Origin of the sequence: Streptomyces sp. NPDC049813, from assembly GCF_044465085.1 — a bacterium.
Classification (GTDB): Bacteria; Actinomycetota; Actinomycetes; order Streptomycetales; family Streptomycetaceae; genus Streptomyces.
The window spans coordinates 353,480-379,010 of record NZ_JBITLI010000003.1; the positions used below are offsets into that span (position 1 = coordinate 353,480).

Here is a 25,531-nt window from a genome sequence, read left to right on the forward strand (position 1 = left end):
TTCCGTCATGTCTACAGCTGGAACCGCCTTGGTGAGTCGACGGCACGTCGACTACGGCCGCATGTCCAGCGCCATCTGTCCGGCGCGCTGAGAGAACCAGCACCGCCGACATTCCCCGCTCCACCCGACCTCCCAGCGCACCGCCGCGCCTTGGCGCGAAGTGTGCTGGTCAGAGCCGTCTGAGCCAGCTCGTTAAGGACGTACACCCATGGCTGCCACCCCTGAGAACCCCGCTGCCGCAGCGCCCCGCCGCAAGGTGAGCCGTCACCGTGGTGAGGGCCAGTGGGCCGTGGGCCACTTCACGCCGCTCAACGGCAACGAGCAGACCAAGAAGGACGACGACGGTCTCAATGTGCGGACGCGCATTGAGACGATCTACTCCAAGCGCGGATTCGACTCGATCGACCCCGGTGACCTGCGGGGCCGGATGCGCTGGTGGGGTCTGTACACCCAGCGCCGCCCCGGGATCGACGGCGGCAAGACCGCCGTCCTGGAGCCGGAGGAGCTGGACGACGAGTACTTCATGCTGCGGGTGCGCATCGACGGCGGCCGGCTGACCACGCGGCAGCTGCGCGTCGTCGGCGAGATCTCGCAGGAGTTCGCGCGCGGCACCGCCGACATCACCGACCGGCAGAACATCCAGTACCACTGGATCCGGATCGAGGACGTGCCGGAGATCTGGAACCGCCTGGAGGGCGTCGGCCTGTCGACCGTCACCGCCTGCGGCGACACCCCGCGCGTCATGATCGGCTCGCCGGTCGCGGGCATCGCCGAGGACGAGATCATCGACGCCACCCCGGCCCTGGAGGAGATCAAGCGCCGGGTCCTGAACAACCCGGCGTACTCGAACCTGCCGCGCAAGTTCAAGACGGCCATCTCGGGTTCGCCGCTGCTGGACGTGGTGCACGAGATCAACGACGTCTCCTTCGTCGGCGTCGTCCACCCCGAGCACGGCCCCGGCTTCGACCTCTGGGTCGGCGGCGGCCTGTCCACCAACCCCAAGCTGGGCGTGCGGCTCGGCGCCTGGGTGCCGATCGAGGACGTGCCCGACGTCTACGAGGGCGTCATCTCGATCTTCCGCGACTACGGCTACCGCCGCCTCAGGAACCGGGCCCGCCTGAAGTTCCTGGTCGCCGACTGGGGGCCGGAGAAGTTCCGCCAGGTCCTCCAGGACGAGTACCTCGGCGGACGCCGGCTCACCGACGGGCCGGCCCCGGAGCAGCCCTCCTCGCAGTGGCGCGACCACATCGGCGTGCACCGCCAGAACGACGGCCGCTTCTACGTGGGCTTCGCCCCGCGCGTGGGCCGCGTCGACGGCGCCACGCTCACCAAGATCGCCGACCTGGCCGAGGCGCACGGCTCCGGCCGGGTGCACACCACGGTCGAGCAGAAGATGATCGTCCTCGACGTCGAGCAGGACCAGGTCGACTCGCTGGTGGAGGGGCTGGAGGCGCTCGACCTCACCGCGCGCCCGTCCACGTTCCGGCGCGGCACCATGGCCTGCACCGGCATCGAGTTCTGCAAGCTCGCGATCGTCGAGACCAAGCAGCGCGGCGCCCAGCTCATCGACGAACTGGAGCGGCGCCTGCCGGAGTTCGACGAACCGCTGACCATCAACCTCAACGGCTGCCCGAACGCCTGCGCCCGTATCCAGGTCGCGGACATCGGCCTCAAGGGCCAGCTCATGCTCGACGCCGACGGCGAGCAGGTCGAGGGCTACCAGGTGCACCTCGGCGGCGCGCTCGGCCTGGAGGCCGGGTTCGGCCGCAAGGTGCGCGGCCTGAAGGTCACCTCGGCCGAGCTGCCCGACTACATCGAGCGGGTCCTCACGCGCTTCCAGGCGGAGCGCGAGGAGGGCGAGCGGTTCGCCGCCTGGACCACCCGCGCCTCCGAGGAGGCCCTGTCGTGAGCGAGCGCGCCGCCCCCTTCTACTGCCCCTACTGCGGTGACGAGGACCTGCGGCCGAGCGAGGCCACGGGCGCCGGTCACGGCGCCTGGGAATGCGCGGCATGCAATCGGGCCTTCCAGTTGAAGTTCCTCGGGCTGCTCGCCCGGGGGGTTCAGCGCAACGACGGTGGAGGGGAACAGATATGACGACAGCTCAGATCTCGTCGGACACCGAAGAGCTGAAGGCGCTCGCCGAGCGGGCCGGGCGCGACCTGGAGGACGCCTCCGCGCTGGAGATCCTGCAGTGGGCGACGCGTACCTTCGGCGAGCAGTTCTGCGTGACCTCCTCGATGGAGGACGCGGTCGTCGCCCACCTCGCCTCGCGCGCTGTGCCGGGTGGTCGCAAGGTCGACGTGGTCTTCCTCGACACCGGCTACCACTTCGAGGAGACCATCGGCACCCGCGACGCCGTCGAGGCCGTGATGGACGTGAACGTCATCACGCTCACGCCCCGGCAGAGCGTCGCCGAGCAGGACGCCGAGTTCGGCCCGCGGCTGCACGACCGCGACCCCGACCTGTGCTGCGCGATGCGGAAGGTCAAGCCGCTGGAGGAGGGGCTGACCCGGTACACCGCGTGGGCGACGGGGCTGCGCCGCGACGAGTCGCCGACCCGGGCGAACACGCCGGTCGTCAGCTGGGACGAGAAGCGGCAGAAGGTCAAGGTCTCCCCGATCGCCCGCTGGACGCAGGACGACGTGGACCGTTACGTCCAGGAGCACGGCGTGCTCACCAACCCGCTGCTGATGGACGGGTACGGCTCCGTGGGCTGCGCCCCCTGCACCCGCCGCCTCCTGGAGGGCGAGGACGCCCGCGCCGGACGCTGGGCGGGCCGCGCCAAGACCGAGTGCGGCCTCCATGGCTGAGGCGAGCGAACTCCCGTACCCCCCACCGACTTTGGAGACGCAAGTGACCGGAGCCACGATCTGGCTCACGGGTCTGCCGAGCGCCGGCAAGACCACCATCGCCAACGAGCTGGCCGCCACGCTGCGCGCCGAGGGCCGGCAGGTCGAGGTGCTGGACGGCGACGAGATCCGCGAGTACCTCTCGGCGGGTCTCGGCTTCAGCCGCGAGGACCGGCACACGAACGTGCAGCGCATCGGCTTCCTGGCCGAACTCCTCGCCCGTAACGGTGTGTTGACGCTCGTCCCGGTCATCGCCCCGTACGCCGACAGCCGCGAGGCGGTGCGCAAGCGCCACCAGGCCGGCGGCACCGCCTACCTGGAGGTGCACGTCGCCACGCCGGTGGAGGTCTGCTCCGTCCGCGACGTGAAGGGCCTGTACGCCAAGCAGGCGGCGGGCGAGCTGTCCGGGCTCACCGGCGTCGACGACCCGTACGAGGCGCCCGACGCACCCGACCTGCGCATCGAGTCGCACCAGCAGAGCGTGCAGGAGTCCGCGGCCGCGCTCCGTGCGCTGCTCACCGAGAGGGGTCTCGCCGCATGACGACCGTAGTGACTGTCTCCGAGGAGACCGACAGCCCGTACGCCCTCAGCCACCTGGACGCCCTGGAGTCCGAGGCGGTGCACATCTTCCGCGAGGTGGCGGGCGAGTTCGAGCGGCCGGTGATCCTCTTCTCCGGCGGCAAGGACTCGATCCTCATGCTGCACCTCGCGCTGAAGGCGTTCGCCCCGGCCCCGGTCCCGTTCTCGCTGCTGCACGTCGACACCGGGCACAACTTCCCCGAGGTCCTGGAGTACCGCGACCGCGTCGTGGCCGAGCACGGGCTTCGGCTGCACGTCGCCTCCGTACAGGAGTACATCGACCGCGGTGTACTCAGGGAGCGCCCGGACGGCACCCGCAACCCCCTCCAGACGCTGCCGCTGACGGAGAAGATCCAGGCGGAGAGGTTCGACGCCGTCTTCGGCGGCGGGCGCCGCGACGAGGAGAAGGCCCGCGCCAAGGAGCGCGTGTTCTCGCTGCGCGACGAGTTCTCGCAGTGGGACCCACGCCGCCAGCGCCCCGAGCTGTGGCAGCTCTACAACGGCCGCCACGCCCCCGGCGAGCACGTCCGCGTCTTCCCGCTCTCCAACTGGACCGAGCTGGACGTGTGGCAGTACATCGCCCGCGAGGACATCGACCTGCCCGAGATCTACTACGCGCACGAGCGCCCGGTCTTCAACCGCAACGGCATGTGGCTGACCGCCGGCGAGTGGGGCGGTCCGAAGGAGAGCGAGAGCGTCGAGACGCGGCAGGTGCGCTACCGCACCGTCGGCGACATGTCCTGCACCGGCGCCGTCGACTCGGACGCCACGACCATCGAGAAGGTCATCGCCGAGATCGCCGTCTCCCGGCTCACCGAGCGGGGCGCGACGCGGGCCGACGACAAGATGTCCGAGGCCGCGATGGAAGACCGCAAGCGCGAGGGGTACTTCTAACCATGAGCACCACCACTGCTGCCGAAGAGCTGGCCGGCCTGTCGGCCACCACCCTGCTGCGGTTCGCCACGGCGGGCTCCGTCGACGACGGCAAGTCCACGCTCGTGGGCCGCCTGCTGCACGACTCCAAGTCGGTCCTCACCGACCAGCTGGAGGCCGTCGAGCACGCCTCGCGTTCGCGCGGCGCCGCCGAGCCCGACCTCGCGCTGCTCACCGACGGCCTGCGCGCCGAGCGCGAGCAGGGCATCACCATCGACGTCGCCTACCGCTACTTCGCCACGCCCCGGCGCCGCTTCATCCTGGCCGACACCCCCGGGCACGTGCAGTACACCCGGAACATGGTGACCGGCGCCTCCACCGCCGACCTCGCCGTGGTCCTGGTCGACGCCCGTAACGGCGTCATCGAGCAGACCCGCCGGCACGCCGCCGTCGCCGCCCTGCTGCGCGTCCCGCACGTCGTCCTCGCGGTCAACAAGATGGACCTCGTCGACTACCAGGAGTCCGTCTTCGCGCGGATCGCCGAGGAGTTCACCGCGTACGCGGGCCACCTCGGCGTCCCCGAGATCACCGCGATCCCGATCTCGGCGCTGGCCGGCGACAACGTCGTGGAGCCGTCCGCGAACATGGACTGGTACGGCGGCCCGACCGTCCTGGAGCACCTGGAGACGGTGCCGGTCAGCCACGACCTCACCGGCTGCCACGCCCGGCTTCCCGTGCAGTACGTGATCCGGCCGCAGACCGCCGAGCACCCCGACTACCGGGGCTACGCGGGCCAGATCGCCGCGGGCACGTTCCGCGTCGGCGAGTCCGTCACCGTGCTGCCGTCCGGGCGCACGTCGACGATCGCCGGGATCGACCTGCTCGGGCAGCGGGTCGACGTGGCGTGGACACCGCAGTCGATCACCCTCCTCCTGGCGGACGACATCGACGTCTCGCGCGGCGACCTGATCGTGCCGAGCGGCGACGCGCCCGCCACCTCGCAGGAGATCGAGGCGACCGTCTGCCACGTCGCGGACACGCCCCTCGCGGTCGGCCAGCGGGTGCTGCTCAAGCACACCACCCGCACCGTCAAGGCGATCGTGAAGGAGATCCCGTCGCGGCTCACGCTCGACGACCTCTCCCAGCACCCCGAGCCGGGGCAGCTCGTCGCCAACGACATCGGCCGCGTCAAGGTGCGTACCGCCGAGCCGCTGGCGCTCGACAGCTACGCGGACTCCCGGCGCACCGGCTCCTTCCTGCTGATCGACCCGGCGGACGGCACGACGCTCGCGGCGGGGATGGCGGGCGAGGCGTTCGCCGCCGCCGAGACGCCGGTCGTCGCCGCGGCCGAGGCCGCCGGGGAAGACGCCGGCTGGGAGTTCTGACATGGACCTCTTCGACTACTACGGGACGTTCGCGAAGGAGGGCGGCCGCGTCGGCAGCGGCGCCCTCGGCAGCGGACAGGGCGGGGTCGGCCGATGTGCGTGCTGACGTCCGCGCACTGCCTGCGCGCCCGCACCCCCCGCACCGTTCACCGAAGACGAAGACCTGCCGACCTCCCGGCCACGCCCTGAGCGCGTGACCGCCGGGCCAACGAGAGGAAAGCCTCCCGTGCCTGCCAACCGATCCGCCCTCGCGCGCCGCGGCCTCGTCGCCGCCGCCGCTCTCCCGCTCCTCGCGCTCACCGCGACGGCCTGCGGCTACGGCTCCGACAGCGACGACAGCTCCCAGGAGAACGTCTCCGCCAAGGGCAAGGCCCTCTCCGCGGACACCGTCCGCATCGGCTACTTCGGGAACCTGACCCACGGCACCGCCCTGGTCGGCAACCAGAAGGGCTTCTTCCAGCAGGAGCTCAAGGGCACCCAGGCCAAGTACCAGGTCTTCAACGCGGGACCGTCCGAGATCGAGGCGCTCAACGGCGGCTCCATCGACATCGGCTGGATCGGCCCCTCCCCCGCCATCAACGGCTACACCAAGTCGCAGAGCAAGTCGCTGCGGATCATCGGCGGTTCGGCCTCCGGCGGGGTCAAGCTGGTCGTCGACCCCAAGAAGATCAAGACCCTGGACGACGTCAAGGGCAAGAAGATCGCCACCCCGCAGCTCGGCAACACCCAGGACGTCGCGTTCCTGAACTGGGTCGCCGAGAAGGGCTGGAAGGTCGACGCCGACTCCGGCAAGGGCGACGTGTCCGTGGTCCGCACGGACAACAAGATCACCCCGGACGCCTACAAGTCGGGCTCCATCGACGGCGCGTGGGTGCCGGAGCCGACCGCGTCGAAGCTGGTCGCCGAGGGCGCCAAGGTGCTGCTCGACGAGGCCGACCTGTGGCCCGACAAGAAGTTCGTGATCACGAACATCATCGTGAAGCAGTCGTTCCTCAAGGAGCACCCGGACGTCGTCGAGGCCGTGCTGCGCGGCTCGGTGAAGACGAACAAGTGGATCAACGCCAATCCTGACGAGGCGAAGGCCGCCGCCAACAAGCAGCTGGAGAAGGACTCCGGCAAGCCGCTGCCGGCCGACGTCCTCGACCCGGCGTGGAAGTCCATCGATTTCACCGACGACCCGCTGGCCTCGACCCTCGACTCCGAGGCGGACCACGCGGTCAAGGCGGGCCTGCTGAAGAAGCCCGACCTGGCCGGGATCTACGACCTGAAGCCGCTCAACAAGGTCCTCGCCGCCACCGGCGGAGGCAAGGTCGACGACGCCGGTCTCGGCGTCAAGTAACCCGCATCAAAGCCGAGTCCCCGAGATTCCCAGGAGGTGACGACCATGGCGACCACCCTCGCCAAGGCGGGTGACCCCGCCGCCGTGACGGGCGGCCGGACGGCCCGGATCGAGCACGTCTCGAAGTCCTTCGCCACACCGGCCGGCCCCCAGCTCGTCCTGGACGACATCACGCTCGATGTCGCGCCGGGCGAGTTCGTCACCCTCCTGGGGGCCTCCGGCTGCGGCAAGTCGACGCTGCTCAACCTGGTGGCCGGGCTCGACCGGCCGTCGGCGGGCTCCATCGCGACGGACGGGCGCCCCGCCCTGATGTTCCAGGAGCACGCCCTGTTCCCGTGGCTGACCGCGGGCAAGAACATCGAACTGGCCCTGAAGCTGCGGGGCGTGGCCAAGGCCGAGCGGCGCACGCGCGCCGAGGAGCTGCTCGACCTGGTCCGGCTCCAGGGCGCGTACGGCAAGCGGGTGCACGAGCTGTCCGGCGGTATGCGCCAGCGGGTGGCGCTGGCGCGGGCGCTGGCCCAGGACGCCGGGCTGCTGCTGATGGACGAGCCGTTCGCGGCGCTCGACGCGATCACGCGTGACGTGCTGCACGGCGAGCTGACCCGCATCTGGCGCGAGACGAACGTCTCCGTCCTGTTCGTCACGCACAACGTGCGCGAGGCGGTGCGGCTCGCCGAGCGGGTGGTGCTGCTGTCCTCGCGGCCCGGCCGCATCGCCCGGGAGTGGACGGTGGACATCCCGCAGCCGCGCCGCATCGAGGACGCCGAGGTGGCCGAGCTCTCCGTCGAGATCACCGAACAACTGCGTGGGGAGATCCGCCGTCATGGCAAGGACTGAACCGACGGCCGCGGTCGGCGAGGCCGAGCGGCCGGACCGGACGCCGAAGGCCGGCAAGGACGACCTGGCGGGTCTGGAGGCCGGGCTCGACGCCCTGGACCAGGTGGACACCGGCCGGGTGCCGCTGCGCCGCACGCTGCGGGAGAAGGTCCTGCCGCCGCTGACGGCGGTCCTCATGGTGCTCGTGGTCTGGCAGGCCCTGGTCTCCTTCGACATCGTCGACGACCCGACGAAGCTGCCCGCCCCCTCGGCGGTCTGGGACGAGGTGCGCACGGCCTGGCTCCAGGGCGAACTGCTCGGCTACATCTGGACGAGCGTCTCGCGCGGCCTGCTCGGCTTCCTGTTCGCGCTGGTCATCGGCACCCCGCTGGGGCTGCTCGTGGCGCGGGTGAAGTTCGTGCGCGCGGCGATCGGCCCGATCCTCTCCGGCCTCCAGTCGCTGCCCTCGGTGGCCTGGGTCCCGCCGGCCGTGCTGTGGCTGGGCCTGAACAACTCGATGATGTACGCGGTCATCCTGCTCGGCGCCGTCCCCTCGATCGCCAACGGGCTGGTCTCCGGTGTCGACCAGGTGCCGCCGCTGTTCCTGCGCGCGGGCCGCACCCTCGGCGCGACCGGGGTGCGGGGCCTGTGGCACGTGGTGCTGCCCGCCGCGCTACCCGGCTACCTGGCGGGGCTGAAGCAGGGCTGGGCGTTCTCCTGGCGCTCCCTGATGGCGGCGGAGATCATCGCGTCCTCGCCGGACCTGGGCGTCGGCCTCGGCCAGCTCCTGGAGAACGGCCGCAACGCCTCGTCCATGCCGCTGGTCTTCCTCGCGATCCTGCTCATCCTGATCGTCGGCATCGTCATCGACCTGCTGGTCTTCAGCCCGCTGGAGCGCCGCGTGCTGCGCGGCCGCGGTCTCCTCGTCAAGAACTGAGCCCTGCCATGCACACGCCCCCCGTCCTGCTGGTCATCGCCCACGGCAGCCGCGATCCGCGGCACGCCGCGACGGTGCACGCCCTCGTGCGCGAGGTGCGGGCCCAGCGGCCGGGCGTGCGGGTGGAGACGGCGTTCCTGGAGTTCACCCTCCCGTCCGTGTCCGGGGTGCTGGAGTCCCTGGCGGCGGAGGGCGTCCGCGATGTCGTCGCCCTGCCGCTGCTGCTGACCCGGGCGTTCCACGCGAAGTCCGACATCCCGTCGGTGCTGCGCGCGGCCCCGCGTTCGCTGCGCATCCACCGCGCCGACGTCCTCGGCCCGTCGCCGCTGCTGCTCTCGGCGCTCGAACGACGCCTGTACGAGGCCGGGCTCACCCCGGCCGACAAGCCCACGACCGGGGTCGTCCTGGCCTCGGCGGGCTCCTCCGACCCGGAGGCGATCGCAGTGATCGCTGAAATCGCGCGGGAGTGGCGGCACACCGGTTGGTGCGCCGTGCGGCCTGCGTTCGCCTCCGCTTCCCTGCCCCGCACCGAGGACGCCGTCCGGGAGCTGCGGGCGCTCGGCTGCGCCCGCGTCGCCGTCGCCCCCTACGTCCTCGCCCCCGGCCGCCTTCCCGACCGCATCGAGCGGGGCGCGGCCGGCGCGGACGTGCTGGCCGACGTGCTCGGCCCGGCGCCGGAGGTCGCGCGGGTGCTGCTGCGGCGCTACCAGGACGCGCTCCTGCGTCAGCCGGTGGCGCTCGGCGCCTGACCGCCACCCCGCGCGCCCCCGCCCGCACTCCAGGGCCCCGGCGGGCTCACCCGCACAGCCGCTCCCCCAGCTCACTGCGTACATAGCGCACACTGCGCCCGCTGCGGGCGCGCAGCAGCAGCCCGGCGTCGTACAGGATCGCCAGGTGCTGGCTGACGGCGCCAGGGGTCACCGCGAGGCGGTGGGCGAGTTCCGTGGTGGAGGCGGGTTCCGCCAGAAGGTGCAGGATGCGGGCGCGGGCCGCGCCGAGCAGCCGGGTCAGTGCCTCGCCGGAGACCGGGGGCGGGGTCTCGGAGATCGTCGCCCGGCCGCGCGCGGGGTAGGACAGGAGCGGCGGCAGACCCGGGTCGATCATGGTGTGGGCGCCCTGGGCGAAGAGCGTGGGGACGAGGACGAGGCCCCGGCCGCCGATGCGGATGTCGGCCTCCGGCCACGGGTGCCGGTCGAACTTCTTGACCAGGGTGAGGACTTCGCCGCTCCAGCTCAGTCGCGGGTCGAGGCTCGCGAAGAGGCCGCCCGCGCCCTCCTCGGCCAGGACCTTGCCGCGGTGGGCGAGGTCGGCCTCCAGGACGGCGTGGACGCGCGGCCACCAGTCCGGGGCCAGGCAGTCGGCCCAGTAGGCGTCCAGGGCGCGCACGACACGGTCGAGGAACGCGGCCGGGTCGCCCAGGCCCCGGCGCACCACGTCCGGCAGCGGGGCGCCGGCGTACGCGGCGGCGAAGTCGGGGGCCAGTTCGTGCGGCTGGGTCCGGCCGAGCGCGGTCAGCTGGTGGGCGAAGGCGGGCCGGGGCCGGTCCGGGCGCGGGGTGAGGAAGTCCGGGATCCACAGGCTCGGTGCGATGAGCGCGGTGAGCAGGTCGGTGTCCTGGCGCCGGAAGGCGGGGCCGAGGCGGCGCAGCCACGGGCGCTGGTGCGGGTAGCGGGCCGGGTCGCGCCAGCACCGCAGCGAGTACACGGCTTCCTGAAGCGGCGAGTACGCGAACGAGGTCCGGGCCAGATCGCCCACGACGAACCGGAACTCGATCACTGCTCTCCCCCTCCGGCGCCCCCTGCCCGGCCGGGCCTCGGCCGCACCCTTTAGCCGCACGCTAAAGGAATGTCCCACGGCCCGGAACCCCGGTTCGCTATGGATATGACCACTACGCCGACCCTGGCGCGCTCCGTCGGGACCGCGCCCGCCACCCGGTTCGCCGGGCTGCTGCCTTCCGATCCGCTGCTGCTGCGGCTGTCGCTGCTGACGCTGCTCAACGCGTTCGGGCGGGGCCTGTTCTTCCCGGTCAGCGTCCTGTACTTCACACGGATCGTCGGGCTCGGCGCCACCTCGGTCGGGGTCGGCCTGACCGTGGCCGGCCTCTTCGGGATCGCCGCGGGGGTGCCCGCGGGCTGGGCCTCGGACCGGTGGGGGCGGCGGCCCGTGCTGACCTTGCTGTGGGCCGGGTGCGGGGTGCTGCTCGCGGCGTACACGGTGGTCGGCTCGTACGCCGCGTTCCTGGCGACGGCGATCGGCTACGCCGCCTTGTGCCAGGCGAGCATGGGGGTGCGCAACGCCCTGTACGCCGATGTGCTGCCGGTCCGGACGCGGGTGGAGGGCCGGGCGCACCTGCGGATGGTGACCAATGTGGGGATGGGCCTGGGCGGTGCCTTCGGCGCGCTGGCGCTCCAGGTGGACAGCCGGCCCGGGTACACGGTGCTGATCCTCGCCGACGCGGTCGCGTTCGTCGTCTCCGGCTGGCTGGTGCACCGGCTGCCGGCCGGCGCGGCGCCGCGTCCCGCGGCCGACGCGCCGCGGGAGGGCAGGCTGCGGGCGGTGCGCGATCTGCCGTACCTCGCGGTGACCTGCCTCAATGCCGTACTGGCCTTGCAGTACAGCCTGTTGGAGGTCGGGCTGCCGCTGTGGATCGTGCGGCACACGCAGGCGCCGCGCTGGTCGGCCGCGCTGGTCATGATCCTCAACTGTGTGCTGGTGGCGCTGCTTCAGGTGCGGGCGACGCGCGGGGTGGAGGACCTGCCGGGCGCGGTGCGGGCGATGCGCCGCTCGGGGCTGCTGCTCGCGCTGGCCTGCGCGGTGTTCGCGTGCACGGCGGGCCTGTCCCCGCTGTGGGGGCTCGGGGTGCTGCTGGTGGGCGCGGTGGTGCAGGTGCTGGCCGAGGTGTTGTCCGCGGCGGGCGGCTGGACCGTCGGGTACGGCCTGGCCGACGCGCGGGCGCAGGGCGTCTACCAGGGCGTCTTCAACTCGGGCCAGGCCGCGGCGACGATGGCCGCGCCGGCCCTGGTGACGGTGACGGCCATCGACCACGGGGCGGCGGGGTGGGCCGTGCTCGGGGTGCTGTTCGTCGCGGCGGGGCTCGGGGTGGGGCCGGCCGTGCGTAGGGCCCGGCGGGATGCGTGGCGGGGGGAGGGGGGTGCGGAGTAGCCGCCGGGCTCGCGGGGGGGCGGTGCGTTTGTTGGTGCGGGTTCGGTGGGGGCTGGTCGCGCAGTAGCTGCGGGTCCGGTGGGGGCGGGTCGCGCAGTTCCCCGCGCCCCTGTGATGCGCACTGCGTGCGGCATCACATCGGGGAGGCTGCGCGCAGCGCATGCCTCAGGGGCGCGGGGAACTGCGCGATCAGCCCCCACCGGGCCCGCACAGACAAACGCACCGGCCCCCGGCGGAGCCTCACGCCCCCCGGGTCCACTCCACCAGCGTCCCCACCGTGTTCCAGTTCCGGCTGGTCGCCACGACCCCCTTGGTCAGCGCGGGCCGGCCCAACTGCACCGCCAGCTTGGACGTGCCGAGCCCCGAGGGCGCGTAGAGATACAGCGCCCGGTCCCCGAGCCGGAACTCCTCCGGCGCGAACGCCGCCGCGTCCACGGCGGCGAACCGCTCGGCCGGCACCGGCTCGGAGAAGTACGTGACGTGCAGCTGCTTGGCCTCCAGCTCGGCCGCCGGGAACGGGCACGCGTCCCTGACCGCCGCCAGATACGCGTGCGTCCGTACCAGCACGTCGACCGGGAACCCGAACTCCCCGGCGATGGCGGCCTCGACGTCCCGCGCCAGCGACGTCTCGTCGCCGTGGTCCGCCGCGAAGGTGACGTTGCCGCTCTGCAAGTAGGTGCGGACGTCGGTGAGGCCGAGGCCCTCGACCAGGGGCCGCAGCCGGGCCATGGGGACCTTCTTGTGGCCGCCGACATTGATGCCGCGCAGCAGGGCCGCGTATCTCGTGATCGCCATCCGCACACGATAGGGCGGTCGCCGCGCCCCGCGGGCAGGGGCACGGACACGGCGGGCGGGCCGTGTCGAAGCGGAGCGCCGGCCCCCGCCCCGATACGTGTAAGGGGCGCTCCTCCTCCTGGGCGGGGAGCCGGGCAGCCCGCAGGGATGAGCCGGGGCGCCCGCACCTCACCGAGGAGCACGACGAACGCGCCGCGTCCCGCCCCTAGCGTCGAGGACGGAGGTGACCTCATGGGGAGGAACGGGGAGCGGCGGGAGCCGGCGGTGCGGGGTTTCGCCGCCCGGGCCGGCGGATGGAGCGTCCGGCACCGCTGGGCGGCGGTGGGGATCTGGGTGCTCTTCGTCGTGCTGGCGCTGGGCGCCGGATCGGCGGCGGGCCGCGTCGACGTCGAGGACAGCGACCAGCTCAGCGGGGAGACCAGCCGGGCCGCACGGATCGTGGCCGACGCGGGCATCGACGAGCCCGTGGGCGAGAGCGTGCTGATCCAGGGCAAGGACGGCCGGCTGCGGGCCACGGCACCGGAGTTCGAGGCGGCCGTGGCCGATGTCGTCAAGGCCGTCGAGGGCACGGGCGAGGTGACCGCGGTCCGCTCGCCGTACGCGGCCGGGGCCCGGACGGTATCGGCGGACGGTCGCACCGCGCTCGTCCGGTTCGACATGCGGGGCGATCCGGAGACGGCGTCCGAGCGGGTCGCGCCGGTCCTGGCGGCGGTGGCGGGCGTCGCCGACGACCACGACGCGCTGCGGATCGAGGAGATCGGCGGCGCCAGCATGGACAAGACCTTCGACGACGCTTTCGGGGACGACTTCCGGCGGGCCGAGTTCTCCGCGGTCCCGGTGGCGCTCGGCATCCTGCTCATCGCCTTCGGCGCGGTCGTCGCCGCGCTGCTGCCGGTCGCGCTCGCGCTCACCGCGATCATGGCGACGATGGGGCTGATGGGCGTGGTCAGCCATCTGCAGCCGATGAGCGAGACGGCCGACTCGGTCATGCTGCTGGTGGGCCTGGCGGTCGGCGTCGACTACTGCCTGTTCTACCTGCGCCGGGAGCGCGAGGAGCGCCGCAAGGGCCACGACCCGCGGACGGCGCTGCGGGTCGCCGCCGCCACCAGCGGCCGGGCGATCATCGTCTCCGGGGTCACGGTCTGCGTGGCGATGGCGGGCATGCTCTTCACCGGCCTCGCCGAGTTCCAGGCCATGGGGCTCGCCTCGCTGATGGTGGTGGCGGTCGCGATGGTCGGCTCCGTCACGGTGCTGCCCGCGTTGCTCTCGCTGCTCGGCGAGCGCGTGGAGAAGGGCCGCCTGCCGTTCCTGCGGCGCTCGAAGCCGCGCGGCGGGGACGGCGAGGACGGCAGCCGCTTCTGGAAGCGGGTCCTCGGTGTCGTGCTGGCGCGGCCCGCCGTCTCCGTCGCCGTCGCCGTCGGCGCGCTGCTGGCGATCGCCGCGCCCGCGCTCGGTATGAAGACCCAGAACCTGACCCTGGACCAGGAGTTCGGGGACTCGCTGCCGATCGTCCAGACATACGACCGACTCAACGCGGCGTTCCCGGGCGGTTCGGACCCGGCGGAGGTGGTCGTACGGGCCGACGACATCGAGGCACCCGCGGTGCGCGCGGCCCTCGCCGACTTCCGTGCGCAGGCGGTGCGTTCGGGTGCCTCCCGCGGCCCGGTCGAGGTGAGCGTGCACGCCGAGGAGAACGTGGCGTTCGTCGACGTCCCGCTCGTCGGCGGCTCCGACCAGGACAGGGCCGAGAAGAGCCTGGCGCTGCTGCGTGACCACGTCCGGCCCGACACCCTCGGCAAGGTCGACGGCGTCGAGGCGCCGATCACCGGGCAGGTGGCGGGGTCGAAGGACTTCAACGACCAGATCGTCGGCTCGGTCCTGCCGGTCTTCGTCTTCGTGGTCGTCTTCGCCTTCCTGCTGATGCTGCTCTCGTTCCGGTCGCTGACCGTCGCGGTCACCTCGATCGCGCTCAACCTGCTCTCGGTGGGCGCGGCCTACGGGATCCTGGTCGCCGTCTTCCAGCACGGGTGGGGCGCGGGCCTCGTCGGGGCGGAGGGGGTGGGCGCGATCATCTCCTGGCTGCCGCTGTTCCTCTTCGTGATCCTCTTCGGGCTCTCGATGGACTACCACGTGTTCGTGGTGTCGCGGATCAAGGAGGCGCGGCTTCAGGGCCGGAGCAACCAGGACGCCATCCGGCACGGCGTCGTCACCACGGCGGGCGTCGTCACCAGTGCCGCCGTCATCATGGTCGCCGTCTTCGGGATCTTCGGCACGCTGTCCATGCAGTCCTTCAAGCAGATGGGCGTGGGGCTCGCCGCCGCGGTCCTGATCGACGCGACCGTCATCCGGGGCGTCCTGCTCCCGGCCGTGATGGCGCTGCTCGGCGAGCGCAACTGGTACCTGCCGTCGTGGCTGCGCCGGATGCCCGACCTGTCCCACGACGAGGCCGCCCTGCCCGGGCCGCGCGTGGCCCGGGAGGACGGTCCCGCCCGGGTCACCCGGGTCTGAACCAGCGTTACCCGGCGGGCGGCCCGGCTCCTTCACGGCCGGGCAGTTCGGCCTCGATGAGGTCGGCCGCCCGCCGGGTGCCGCCCTCGCCCGCCATCTCCCGCTGGATCGTGGCGAGGCGGCGCGCCACCTCGGGGTCGTCGACGAGGCCGAGGACCTCGGCGCGCAGCCGCTCGGGGGTCGCCTCCTCCATCGGGACGTGCCGGGCGACGCCGAGGCCCGCCAGCATGTCGGCGTTGCCGAACTGGTCGACGGCCTGCGGGACGGCGACCATCGGGGTGGCGGTGGCCAGCCCTTCCTGGCTGCCGCCCGCCCCGGCGTGCGTGATGAACGCGTCGGCCTTCTTCAGGACCGCCAACTGCGGCACCCACGAGTGGACTTCGACGTTGTCCGGCAGGTCGCCGAGGTCGTCGGCCGTGACGTGCTTGCCGACCTGGAGCACGACGTGCCAGCCGGGCAGGCCGGCGAAGGCCTCGGCGCACGCGCGGTAGAAGGCGGGCTGCTTGGTGAAGGAGGAGCCGAGCGAGACGAGCAGCACCCGCTCGGCCCCGGCCGGCCGCTCCCAGTCGCCCTGCGCGGACCGGTCGCCCTGGCAGGCGCCGACGAAGGTGTACGTCTTCTCGTCGACCCGGTCGGCGTGCGGCTGGAGCGCCTTGGGGATGAGGACCAGCGAGCGGTCGGGGCGGCCCCAGAACTCGTCGGCGGTCTTCGTCACCCCGTTGCTCCGCAGCCAGTCGGTGAAGGCGGCGAAGTAGGCCTGGCCGCGCGGGGTGCTGCGGGGCTCGGCCCACATCGGCTCGGCGACCTCCTCCTCGTACCCCTGCCACGCCACGAGGTTGGGCGACAGGGAGATGGCGGGGACGCCCCAGCGGTGGGCGAGGACGGCCGCCGGGTACGAGGTGATGTCGTGCAGGACGAGGTCGGGCACGCCCGCCCCGCCCTCCCCTTCGTAGGCCTCGATGAGCTGGGGCAGTGCCTGGATCGCGTCGTTCAGGAACGGCTCGACGTTGTCCAGCAGGGTGGTCCCCCAGGCCGCCGGGTCGTCGTCGGGGCCGGGCAGCGTGGTGCGGTACAGGACGGGTTCGGCGCCCGTCTCGGCGACCTTGGCCTCGAAGAGGTGCGGGATCGCGTACGTGACGCGGTGCCCCCGCGCGACGAGCTCCCGGATCACCTCGAGGCTCGGGTTCACGTGTCCGTGGGCGGCGATGGAGAACATGGCGATGTGGGCGCGGGCTTCTTGGTTCGTCACGCCGCCACCTTAAGCGAGACGAGACGTCTCGTGCAAGGGTGAGGGCGTCCGCCTCGCGGCCGGGTGGGAGACTGGCCCGGTACGGGCAGGAACGCGGGAGGTCAGTGATGGACGAGGGACAGGCACGGGACGTGCTGGCCCGGGCGGGTGTCGTGGACGGCGGGACGGGCGGCGCCGAACTGCTCGCGCTCGGCGAGAACGCGGTGTTCGCCGCCGGCGACCTCGTCGTCAAGGTGGGCCGCTCCACCGCGCTGGCGCCCGAACTCCTGGGCCGGGCCCGCCGCGAGCTGGCCGTCGCCGCGTACCTCGCCGAGCACGGCGTCCCGGCGGTCCGGGCGGCACGGGCCGAGCCGCTGGTCGTCGACGGGCATCCGGTGACGGTGTGGCACCGCGTCCCCGCGGCGCTGCGCCCCGCCGAGCCGCGCGATCTGGCGCTGCTCCTGAAGCTGGTGCACGCGCTGCCGGCCCCGACCGCGTTCGCCCTGCCCCGGCGGGAGTTGCTGGGGGGTGTCGAGCGCTGGCTGCGGCTCGCGGGCGACGCGATCGATCCGGCGGACGCGGCGTATCTGCGCGAGCGGCGCGACGGGTTCGCCGCGGCCGCCGCGGCGCTCACCCCGCGCCTGGCTCCCGGGCCGGTCCACGGGGACGCCCTGCCCCGCAACGTGCACATCGGGCCCGAGGGTCCCGTCCTCGTCGACCTGGAGACGTTCTCCAGCGATCTGCGCGAGCACGATCTGGTGGTCATGGCGCTGTCGCGGGACCGGTACGGCCTGCCCGCGCCCGCCTATGACGCCTTCGTCACGGAGTACGGGTGGGACGTGCGGGAGTGGGACGGGTGCGGGGTGCTGCGCGGGGCGCGGGAGACGGCGTCCTGCGCGTGGGTCGCGCAGCACGCGCCCAGCAACCCGGCGGCGCTGGCGGAGTTCGGGCGGCGGGTGGCGTCGCTGCGGGACGGGGACCCGTCCGTGCGCTGGTATCCGTTCTGAACCTGGACCCGGCCGCGCAGCCGTCCACGCGCGGGCCGCGCCCCCGGGCCCGCGCTCCTCAGACGCCGGACGGGCTGGGGCGCGAGGCGGACACACCGGCCCCGGTGAGCGCGCGGATCGGCCACGCCGGGTCCACCACCGCTGCCGCGTCGCCCTTCCCGCGCAGGAAGCGCTGGAAGTCCGCCGCCCACTGCGCGTACCACTCGACCTGGCGGCGGTGCAGTTCGGCCGGGCCGAGCGCGGCGACCTTCGGGTGGCGCTCGCCTATCGCGCGGGCGAGCAGCGCCGCGGCCAGCGCGTCCGCCGCGGCGTCGTGCGCGGCGTCCAGCGGGACGCCGTACTCGGTGCAGACCGCCTCGAGGTTGCGCTTCCCGCGGCGGTAGCGGTCGGCGGTGCGGTCGATCGTGTACGGGTCGACGACCGGGGCCGGCTCCCTGCCGAGGCGGTCGCTCAGGGACGGCCGCCCGTACCGCGCCAGTTCGGCGGAGAGCAGGGTGAGGTCGAACGCCGCGTTGTACGCGACCACCGGGACGCCCGTGCGCCAGTACCCCACCAGGACGTCGGCGAGGGCCTCGGCCACCCGGTCGGCCGGCTCGCCGTCCGCCCGGGCCCGCTCGGTGCTGATCCCGTGGACCGCGACTGCGTCGTCCGGGATCGGTACGCCGGGGTCGGCGAGCCACTGCCGGTGGCCGAGGACCGCGCCGTCCCTGACCTCGATGACGGCTCCGGTGACGATGCGCGCCTCGCGCGGATCCGTCCCCGTGGTCTCCAGGTCGAAGCCGACCATCAGCTCCCGGTGCCAGGCCATGGCAGCCCCCTTCTCGTGGTGCGTTCCCCCAGTGACCATCACCCTCGCACGCGCCACTGACAATCAGGCGGGTGCCGGTCCTGGGCGGCTCCGGGGCCGCTACGAGACCGGGCGGGCATCCGCCCAGGCCTGCTCGAACTCGTCCCGGTACGTCACGAAAAGCCCGTTCTCGCCTGATTCAGCCGAACTGTTCGCCCGGACCGTCCGGCCGCCGCCGCGCAGCACGAGGACCGGCGCCTCCATCCCCCGGCTGCGGCGCAGATAGGACTGGACGACCGCGACGCCGTCGGAGCCGTCGCCGTCGACGAGGTAGGCGGTGAAGCGCGGCGTCTCGTCGAAGACCTGGATCTCGAACGCGCCGGGATCGCGCAGCCGGGCCCGTACGCGCCGCATGTGCAGGATGTTCATCTCGACGGCCCGGCTCAACTCGCCCCTTTTGAGCCCCAGTTCCCTTTCGCGCCGTTTGACCGCGCTGGAGGCCGGGTTCAGGAAGAGCAGCCGGGTGCGGCAGCCCGTCTCGGCGAGCCGCATCAGCCGGCGCCCCGAGAAGTTCTGCACGAGCAGGTTGAGGCCTATCCCGATCGCGTCCAGGCGCCGGGCACCGCCGAAGATGTCCTCGGCCGGGAACTGGCGCAGCAGCCGGACCCGGTCCGAGTGCACGCCCACCACGTCCGCGAACCGGTCGCCGACCAGCTCCTCGACGGCGTCGATCGGCAGCCGGCGGGCGGAGGGCACGTCGGAGCCCGCGCCGAGCATCTCCAGGAGACGGGCGGAGGCGCGCTCGGCCTGGGCGAGGACCGTCTCGTTCAGGGCGCGGTTGCGGGAGACCACGTTGCGGGTGACCTCCAGCTCGTCCAGGGCGAGCTCGACGTCACGGCGCTCGTCGAAGTACGGCTCGAAGCAGGGCCAGTGCTGCACCATCAGCTCCCGCAGCTGCGGGAGGGTCAGGAACGACAGCACGTTGTCATCGGCCGGGTCAAGGAGGTACCCCTTGCGGCGGCTGACCTCGCGCACGGCGACGGCCCGCTGCACCCACTCCTGCCCGGCGGGGCCGGCGGCGGCGACGACCCAGTCGTCGCCGTGCACCGGCTCGTAGACGGGCCGCAGCACGGCGGCGACCACGGCCCGCAGCCGCTGCTCCACCAGATTCAGCCAGATGTAGGCGCGACCGGCCCGCTGGGCGCGCGTACGCACCTCGCGCCAGGCGTCGGTACCCCATTCCAGCTCCGGTCCGATCTGGGTTCCCACGTCCACGGGCCGGGCCAGCGACACCGCTCCGGGCGGGATGTCCGCGGCGGCCGCCCCGGAACCCTCCTGACCCTCGTGACCGTCGCCACCAGGGGGCAGCTCAAGACCTCCCGAGCTCACCCGCTCCGCACCGCCTTCCGCTCCCCCGAGTCCGTCGGACACTCCCCCAGCAACGATCAAGGAAGGGTACTCCGGGAGCGGCGGGCGGTGCAGCCCGATGGGACGGAGAGTTTCTCAACTGCCGTTTCGGGGAACCCCGTTCTGGTCCGCCAGGTCGGCCGGAGTGAGCGGGCTCATAGCGGTGACGTCCCTGGGGGCCACCGAGAAGCCCTGCCAGTGGACCGGCATCGGCTGCTGGTCCTCGTCCCGGGCTATGTGGTGGAACCCCACGTTGACCCAGGTGATCGGGTGCGTCAGCGTCTGGCCGCCGACCCACTTGTCGACGCTCGTGCCGCCGCAGTTGGCCGCAGGGTTGTCGCTCGCGTACTGCTCGCACTTCTTGTACTCGGTGAAGTACACGTCGTGCTTGGTGAACGAGCGGCCGGGGAAGGTGGTGGAGCGGCCGGGCACGAACTCGTAGGACCGCGGGTGGCCGTCCTTGTTCTTGCCGGCGGTGGACACCACGCGCCACCAGCGCAGGTTCTTCACGTCCCCGGCGAGTTCCTTGGTGACGGGGGTCCTGGTGGTCTTCGTGGTCGGCACCCCGTTCCCCCGGGGCGCGGTCACCGTGGAGTCGTACTGCTCGACCTTGCTCTTGTTCGAGCCGTCGAGGCCGAAGTCGAGCCGCCAGAAGACGTTGTGGCTGTGGCTCTCGGCGTAGGCGCTCGCCCCCTTGCCGATGGGCCAGCCCCGGCCGTCGGTGCCGTCGTAGTCGTACGGGGAGAGGCTGCCGGTGGCGCCGACGTTCGACGTGATGGTGCCGTCCGAGGAGAAGCGCCACTCGGTGATGTACTCGTACCAGGACGCCTTGTTGACGGTGTAGACGAGCAGGTCCTTGCCCTGGGCGCTGAACAGCTTGCCGCTGCCGCCGGTCGACTCGTCGTCGTTCAGGCGGTACGCGTGCCCGCGCGCCCGCGTGGTGGCGCACAGCCCCTTCACATCGCCCCGGTCGGGGACCTTGACCGTCTTGATGGTGCCGCCGGGGCACTCGGCCGGGCGGAGGTTCTGCAGGGCCTGGCCGAAGTCGGTGCCGGTGATGTCGTCGTACTCGGCCTCCCCGTCGTCATAGGGGACATGGACCTGCGCCAGGCGGGCACTGGTGAGGACACGGATCGGCTTGGGCTCGCTCTTCGGCTGGTAGCTCACGTCGTCCAGGACGAGGCCGGAGAGGGTGTTGTAGTGCCAGCACATGCGCCAGGTGGTGCCGCCGTCCAGGGTCTGCTCGATCCGGTACGCGGCCGAGCAGCCCGGCGCGGCGACCTGTGCCCGGTCGGGGTCCACGGGAGAGGCGGAGACGGAAGGGGCGGTGGCGAGGGCGGTGCCGAGCAGCGCGGTGACCGCGAGACCCGAGAAAGCGGCGGCGGGCCGGATGCGGGCGCGCCGGGCTCTGTTGACGTGCATACGGAAGGGCTCCCTTGTGCAGAAGGAGTACGTGACGGAGTCGGTGGCGGGGTCCCGGTCAGGCGAGGCGGCCCACCGTGCGCCCGCTCAGGTCGATGACGAGGGCACGGGTGTCGATCCAGGGGCCGCTGCGGACCTTGGCGATCACGCGCAGGCAGCGGTGCTCCCCGCAGGCGGTCAGCCCGGCCGGCACCTTCTCGACGGTCGCCTTGCGGAACACCATGCCGCTGAGCTGCAGCTGGCCCATGCTCGTCAGCTTCTTCCCGGTGGCGTCCCGGTAGTCCTCGCGCAGCCCGGCGCCGAGCCGGTCCGCCATCAACAGCCGCGCCGCCTCGGCCAGTTCGTCCTGGCTCGGCGGCGGCTGCACGCCGTGGTCGGTCCGTGTCTCCTCCACCTTGCCGGTGTCCAGGTTCACGGTCTTGGTGAGGACGGAGTCGCTCTTGTAGTCGTAGGAGACGACGTCCGCGCGGCGCTGGGCCGCCGCCGCGCCGGTCAGGCGCGGGTCGATCTCGGTCAGGTTCGTCGACAGGTGCTGCGGGCCGCGGTCGCCCGCCACGTCCCTGGCCTCCCTCCGCAAACTTCCGTTCGATATCGCCAGGCTCTCGGCCCGCTCCGTCTCGGCCTCGGTGAGCGGGTCCCGGCCCACGCCCTCGGCGCGCTCGGCGGGCGCCGCCTCGACCTTCCCCTCCGGAGCCACCGCGTCCTGCTGCGCGGCTCCCGCCCTGGCCGCGTCCCCCGCGCCTTCTGCGCCGTCCGGCAGGCTCGCGCCCACCACGACGGCGGCACCGGTGACGGCGAGGGCCACTGTGGCCACCAGCTTCCCGAGATGGCGTCTTGCTAGCTCGCGCACATCTTCCCCCTGCTTCCCCGGCAGTCCCACGCTCGGGCATACCGGATGTACGTGGTCGTCCTGTAAGAGGGGTCCAACTCGTGGGTGGTTCCGTCACTTTCGGGGAGAGACTCAACCGTGTCGCCCGGAGCCCCGGGCCGGAAGTGGAAGAGTCGTCAGCATGCAGGTGTGGCCTGGACAGGCATATCCACTCGGCGCCACGTACGACGGTGCCGGAACGAACTTCGCGGTCTTCTCGGAAGCCGCGTACCGCATCGAGTTGTGTCTTTTGCACGACGACGGTTCGGAGACGGCGGTGGAGCTGAGGGAGTCCGACGCGTTCGTCCGGCACGCCTACCTCCCCGGCATCATGCCGGGGCAGCGGTACGGCTACCGTGCGCACGGCCCCTACGAGCCCGCGCGCGGGCTCCGCTGCAACTCGGCGAAGCTGCTCCTCGATCCCTACGCGCGCGCCATCAGCGGGCGCATCGACTGGAACGAGGCGGTGTACGGCTATCCGTTCGGGTCGCCGGACGAGCGCAACGACCTGGACTCGGCGCCGCACATGATGGCCTCGGTCGTGGTCAACCCGTACTTCGACTGGGGCGACGACCGGCCGCCGCGCACGGAGTACCACGAGACGGTGCTCTACGAGGCGCACGTCAAGGGGCTGACCATGCGCCACCCCGCGCTGCCGGAGGAGCTGCGCGGCACGTACGCGGCGCTCGCCCACCCGGCGATCATCGAACACCTCACCGAACTCGGCGTCACCGCGCTCGAACTGATGCCGGTGCACCAGTTCGTCAACGACCACCGCCTGGTCGAGATGGGCCTCAACAACTACTGGGGCTACAACACCATCGGCTTCTTCGCCCCGCACAACACGTATGCGTCCTGGGGCGACCGGGGCGAGCAGGTCCTGGAGTTCAAGTCGGCGGTGCGGGCGCTGCACCAGGCGGGCATCGAGGTCATCCTCGACGTCGTCTACAACCACACGGCGGAGGGCAACGACCTGGGCCCGACGCTCTCCTTCAAGGGCCTCGACAACGCGTCGTACTACCGGCTGGCCGAGGACCCGCGCTACTACATGGACACCACGGGCACCGGCAACTCGCTGCTCATGCGGTCCCCGCACGTCCTTCAGATGATCATGGACTCGCTCCGCTACTGGGTCGAGGAGATGCACGTCGACGGGTTCCGCTTCGACCTGGCCGCCACGCTGGCGCGCCAGTTCCACGAGGTGGACCGGCTGTCGTCCTTCTTCGACCTGGTGCAGCAGGACCCGGTGGTCTCGCGGGTGAAGCTGATCGCGGAGCCGTGGGACGTCGGCGAGGGCGGCTACCAGGTGGGCAACTTCCCGCCGCTGTGGACCGAGTGGAACGGCAAGTACCGCGACACCGTACGGGACCTGTGGCGGGGCGAGCCGCGCACGCTCGCCGAGTTCGCCGGGCGGCTGACCGGGTCGTCCGACCTCTACCAGGACGACGGCCGCCGGCCGCTCGCCTCCATAAACTTCGTCACCTGCCACGACGGGTTCACCCTGCACGACCTGGTCGCGTACAACGACAAGCACAACGACGCCAACGGGGAGGAGAACCGGGACGGCGAGAGCCACAACCGGTCGTGGAACTGCGGCGCCGAGGGCGACACCGACGATCCGGACGTGCTCGGCCTGCGGGCCCGCCAGATGCGCAACTTCGTCGCCACCCTGATGCTGTCGCAGGGTGTGCCGATGCTGAGCCACGGCGACGAGTTCGCCCGCACTCAGGGCGGCAACAACAACGCGTACTGCCAGGACAACGAGGTGGCGTGGCTGCGCTGGTCGGACCCGGACGAGCCGCCGGAGTCGTTCCTGGAGTTCACCCGCGCGATGGTGCGGCTGCGCCGTGAGCACCCCGTCTTCCGCCGGCGCCGCTTCTTCCACGGCCGCCCCGTGGAGGGCACCCACGACGAGCTGTCGGACATCGCCTGGTTCACGCCGGAGGGCGAGGAGATGACGCAGCAGGACTGGGACGCGGCGCAGGCCGGTGCCCTGTCGGTGTTCCTGAACGGCAACGCGATCTCGGAGCCGGGCGCGCGCGGTGAGCGCATCCTGGACGACTCGTTCCTGCTGCTGTTCAACGCCTCGCCGCAGGAGCTGGAGTTCGTGGTGCCGGTCGACCACGGCCGCCAGTGGGAGCCCGTCGTCGACACGGCGCTGCCCACTGGGCTGCCCTCGGGCGACACGCAGAAGGTGCAGGCGGGCGACCGGCTGACGCTCATCGGCAGGAGCCTCACGGTGCTGCGACGGCCCGCGTAGCCGTCCGCGGGGGCCGCACGCGCAGCGCGACCACGAAGGCGAGGGCCGCCGCGGCGCTGCCGAGCGCGAACGCCGTGGCGGGCCCGTGGGCCTGGGCGAGCCGCCCCGCCACGGCGAGCGTGACCGCCTGCCCGCCGACGAAGGCGCTCGCCGCGGCCGACATGCCCTCGGCGAGCCGCTCGCGCGGCACCGCCCGCTCGGTGAGGCCGAAGCCGGTGATCAGGTTCGGCGCGAACAGCGCGCCGAACACGGTCACGACGACGTACAGCAGCGGCATGGCGTGGGTGACGGTCAGCGGGAGGGAGAGCAGCGCGGCGGCCGCGGTGGCGACCCGCCAGCGGGCGGGCAGTGTGAAGCGTTCCGGCACGGCCGCCATCGACAGGCCGACGACGGCGCTCATGACGCCCATGGCGGCGTAGACGAGGCCCGCCTGGTCCTCGTGGCCTAGCTCCTGGGTGAGTGCGGTGATGCCGGCGCCGCAGCCGCCCAGCAGGACACCCAGCAGGACGAGGCCGACGCGCACGAGACGTACCTGGCGGGGCATCGGGGCCCGCCCTCCCCGCGCGCGTGGGTGGGCGGGTCCCGCGGCCCGCGGGACGGCCGCCGCGGTGGGGTGCAGCGCGAACCCGGTGCCGCAGACCGCGACCAGCAGGGCCGCCGCGCCGAACGCGTAGGCCGGATGGGCCACCACGGAGGCGACGCCGATGAGGGCGGGGCCCAGCACGAAGGAGAGCTCGTCCATGGTGGACTCCAGCGACAGGACGGCGTTCACCACCCGCTCGTCGGCGTCCGTGGAGCCGCCCGCACGGCGGACGAGGGCGACGCCGCGGGCGCGCGCGAGCGGCCCGACGCCGGGCACCGTGGCGCCGGCCAGGACGCCGAGGGCGACCAGGAGGGGCGTGGGCAGCTCGGACAGGGCGCCCAGCGTGTAGGCGGCGATGGCGGCCGCGTTGAGCAGCGCGAGGACGAGCACGACCGGGCGCTGTCCGCGCCGGTCGGCCAGGCGTCCCACGGACGGCCCCATGGCGACCTGGCCGAGCGCGAGGGCGCAGGCGACGGTGCCGCCGGTGGCGAGCGACCCGCTGGTCCGGGTCACCAGCAGGACGCTGCCGAACTGGATCACCGCGACCGGCAGCCGTCCGAGGAAGGAGACGACCGGGAGGAGGCGGCCGGTCACGGCGATCACCTGGCGGTACGTGTCGAGGGTGCTGGGCGGCCGCGTGGCTGAGCTGGTCATCGTGCGACGCTAGCGACGCGCGGCGCGCCGCCCGCATGCGGTGAACGCACGAAAGGCGGCGGTGGGGGTAAG

At 72.6% G+C, this 25,531-nt stretch carries 22 protein-coding genes; 14 read left to right on the forward strand and 8 right to left on the reverse strand.

The window, feature by feature from the left end; translation table 11 throughout:
- Positions 1 to 208 precede the first annotated feature (208 nt).
- The 10 genes from ACIBW6_RS09045 (at position 209) to ACIBW6_RS09090 (ending at position 9,527) form a co-directional block, all read left to right on the forward strand.
- Positions 209 to 1,909 (forward strand): nitrite/sulfite reductase, encoded by a 1,701-nt coding sequence (locus ACIBW6_RS09045; RefSeq protein WP_399058298.1) that lies wholly within the window; start codon positions 209 to 211, stop codon positions 1,907 to 1,909.
- Complete coding sequence (locus tag ACIBW6_RS09050; RefSeq protein WP_399058300.1) at positions 1,906 to 2,094, forward strand: hypothetical protein; 189 nt, start codon at positions 1,906 to 1,908, stop codon at positions 2,092 to 2,094. Before ACIBW6_RS09045 ends, ACIBW6_RS09050 begins: the two co-directional genes overlap by 4 nt.
- Complete coding sequence (locus ACIBW6_RS09055) at positions 2,091 to 2,810, forward strand: phosphoadenylyl-sulfate reductase (RefSeq protein WP_399058302.1); 720 nt, start codon at positions 2,091 to 2,093, stop codon at positions 2,808 to 2,810. The genes ACIBW6_RS09050 and ACIBW6_RS09055 overlap by 4 nt, the downstream gene beginning before the upstream one ends.
- Positions 2,803 to 3,390, forward strand: a complete 588-nt coding sequence (cysC, locus tag ACIBW6_RS09060) for an adenylyl-sulfate kinase (RefSeq protein WP_399058304.1) — start codon at positions 2,803 to 2,805, stop codon at positions 3,388 to 3,390. The genes ACIBW6_RS09055 and cysC overlap by 8 nt, the downstream gene beginning before the upstream one ends.
- Complete coding sequence (cysD, locus tag ACIBW6_RS09065) at positions 3,387 to 4,322, forward strand: sulfate adenylyltransferase subunit CysD (protein ID WP_399058306.1); 936 nt, start codon at positions 3,387 to 3,389, stop codon at positions 4,320 to 4,322. The genes cysC and cysD overlap by 4 nt, the downstream gene beginning before the upstream one ends.
- 2 nt (positions 4,323 to 4,324) lie before the next feature.
- Positions 4,325 to 5,686, forward strand: coding sequence for a sulfate adenylyltransferase subunit 1 (locus ACIBW6_RS09070; protein WP_399058308.1), 1,362 nt, complete (start codon positions 4,325 to 4,327; stop codon positions 5,684 to 5,686).
- Between the two features lie 226 nt (positions 5,687 to 5,912).
- Positions 5,913 to 7,025, forward strand: coding sequence for an aliphatic sulfonate ABC transporter substrate-binding protein (locus ACIBW6_RS09075; protein WP_399058310.1), 1,113 nt, complete (start codon positions 5,913 to 5,915; stop codon positions 7,023 to 7,025).
- A gap of 45 nt (positions 7,026 to 7,070) precedes the next feature.
- Positions 7,071 to 7,862: an ABC transporter ATP-binding protein gene (locus ACIBW6_RS09080; RefSeq protein ID WP_399058312.1), complete on the forward strand. Its 792-nt coding sequence runs from the start codon at positions 7,071 to 7,073 to the stop codon at positions 7,860 to 7,862.
- Positions 7,849 to 8,778, forward strand: a complete 930-nt coding sequence (locus ACIBW6_RS09085) for an ABC transporter permease (RefSeq protein WP_399058314.1) — start codon at positions 7,849 to 7,851, stop codon at positions 8,776 to 8,778. Before ACIBW6_RS09080 ends, ACIBW6_RS09085 begins: the two co-directional genes overlap by 14 nt.
- An 8-nt stretch (positions 8,779 to 8,786) precedes the next feature.
- Positions 8,787 to 9,527 carry a sirohydrochlorin chelatase gene (locus ACIBW6_RS09090; RefSeq protein WP_399058316.1) on the forward strand — a complete coding sequence of 247 codons (741 nt, stop codon included), beginning with the start codon at positions 8,787 to 8,789 and terminating at the stop codon, positions 9,525 to 9,527.
- Positions 9,528 to 9,573: 46 nt separating this feature from the next.
- On the opposite strand, the gene ACIBW6_RS09095 is transcribed toward ACIBW6_RS09090, so the two are convergent.
- Complete coding sequence (locus ACIBW6_RS09095) at positions 9,574 to 10,554, reverse strand: DUF5937 family protein (protein ID WP_399058318.1); 981 nt, start codon at positions 10,552 to 10,554, stop codon at positions 9,574 to 9,576.
- A 105-nt stretch (positions 10,555 to 10,659) separates the two neighbouring features.
- On the opposite strand from ACIBW6_RS09095, the gene ACIBW6_RS09100 reads away from it, so the two are divergent.
- Positions 10,660 to 11,940 (forward strand): MFS transporter, encoded by a 1,281-nt coding sequence (locus ACIBW6_RS09100; RefSeq protein ID WP_399058320.1) that lies wholly within the window; start codon positions 10,660 to 10,662, stop codon positions 11,938 to 11,940.
- A gap of 240 nt (positions 11,941 to 12,180) precedes the next feature.
- Here the strand turns inward: ACIBW6_RS09100 and ACIBW6_RS09105 are convergent, their stop codons facing one another.
- Positions 12,181 to 12,735 carry a DUF1697 domain-containing protein gene (locus tag ACIBW6_RS09105; protein WP_399058322.1) on the reverse strand — a complete coding sequence of 185 codons (555 nt, stop codon included), beginning with the start codon at positions 12,733 to 12,735 and terminating at the stop codon, positions 12,181 to 12,183.
- Positions 12,736 to 12,966: 231 nt separating this feature from the next.
- On the opposite strand from ACIBW6_RS09105, the gene ACIBW6_RS09110 reads away from it, so the two are divergent.
- Positions 12,967 to 15,243 (forward strand): MMPL family transporter, encoded by a 2,277-nt coding sequence (locus ACIBW6_RS09110; RefSeq protein WP_399058324.1) that lies wholly within the window; start codon positions 12,967 to 12,969, stop codon positions 15,241 to 15,243.
- 7 nt (positions 15,244 to 15,250) lie between these two features.
- Here the strand turns inward: ACIBW6_RS09110 and mgt are convergent, their stop codons facing one another.
- Positions 15,251 to 16,492, reverse strand: coding sequence for a macrolide-inactivating glycosyltransferase (gene mgt / locus ACIBW6_RS09115; RefSeq protein WP_399058326.1), 1,242 nt, complete (start codon positions 16,490 to 16,492; stop codon positions 15,251 to 15,253).
- A gap of 107 nt (positions 16,493 to 16,599) precedes the next feature.
- On the opposite strand from mgt, the gene ACIBW6_RS09120 reads away from it, so the two are divergent.
- Positions 16,600 to 17,478 carry a phosphotransferase enzyme family protein gene (locus ACIBW6_RS09120; RefSeq protein WP_399058328.1) on the forward strand — a complete coding sequence of 293 codons (879 nt, stop codon included), beginning with the start codon at positions 16,600 to 16,602 and terminating at the stop codon, positions 17,476 to 17,478.
- Between the two features lie 58 nt (positions 17,479 to 17,536).
- On the opposite strand, the gene ACIBW6_RS09125 is transcribed toward ACIBW6_RS09120, so the two are convergent.
- The 4 genes from ACIBW6_RS09125 to ACIBW6_RS09140 form a co-directional block, all read right to left on the reverse strand.
- The gene (locus ACIBW6_RS09125; RefSeq protein WP_399058330.1) at positions 17,537 to 18,286 is read right to left on the reverse strand and encodes a 3'-5' exonuclease; all 750 of its coding nucleotides are present in this window, start codon (positions 18,284 to 18,286) and stop codon (positions 17,537 to 17,539) included.
- Between the two features lie 99 nt (positions 18,287 to 18,385).
- Positions 18,386 to 19,654, reverse strand: a complete 1,269-nt coding sequence (locus ACIBW6_RS09130) for an SAV2148 family HEPN domain-containing protein (protein ID WP_399058332.1) — start codon at positions 19,652 to 19,654, stop codon at positions 18,386 to 18,388.
- Positions 19,655 to 19,768: 114 nt separating this feature from the next.
- A complete protein-coding gene (locus ACIBW6_RS09135; RefSeq protein WP_399058334.1) occupies positions 19,769 to 21,094 on the reverse strand; it encodes a copper amine oxidase in 1,326 nt (441 codons plus the stop codon).
- Positions 21,095 to 21,152: 58 nt separating this feature from the next.
- Positions 21,153 to 21,908, reverse strand: a complete 756-nt coding sequence (locus ACIBW6_RS09140; RefSeq protein ID WP_399058335.1) for a Tat pathway signal sequence domain protein — start codon at positions 21,906 to 21,908, stop codon at positions 21,153 to 21,155.
- Positions 21,909 to 22,104: 196 nt separating this feature from the next.
- Between ACIBW6_RS09140 and glgX the strand changes: the two genes are divergently transcribed.
- Entirely contained in the window at positions 22,105 to 24,222 is a 2,118-nt protein-coding gene (gene glgX, locus ACIBW6_RS09145; RefSeq protein WP_399058337.1) for a glycogen debranching protein GlgX, read from the forward strand.
- Here the strand turns inward: glgX and ACIBW6_RS09150 are convergent.
- A complete protein-coding gene (locus ACIBW6_RS09150) occupies positions 24,197 to 25,459 on the reverse strand; it encodes an MFS transporter (protein ID WP_399058339.1) in 1,263 nt (420 codons plus the stop codon). The two genes, glgX and ACIBW6_RS09150, sit on opposite strands and share 26 nt — an antisense overlap.
- Between the last annotated feature and the right edge of the window lie 72 nt (positions 25,460 to 25,531).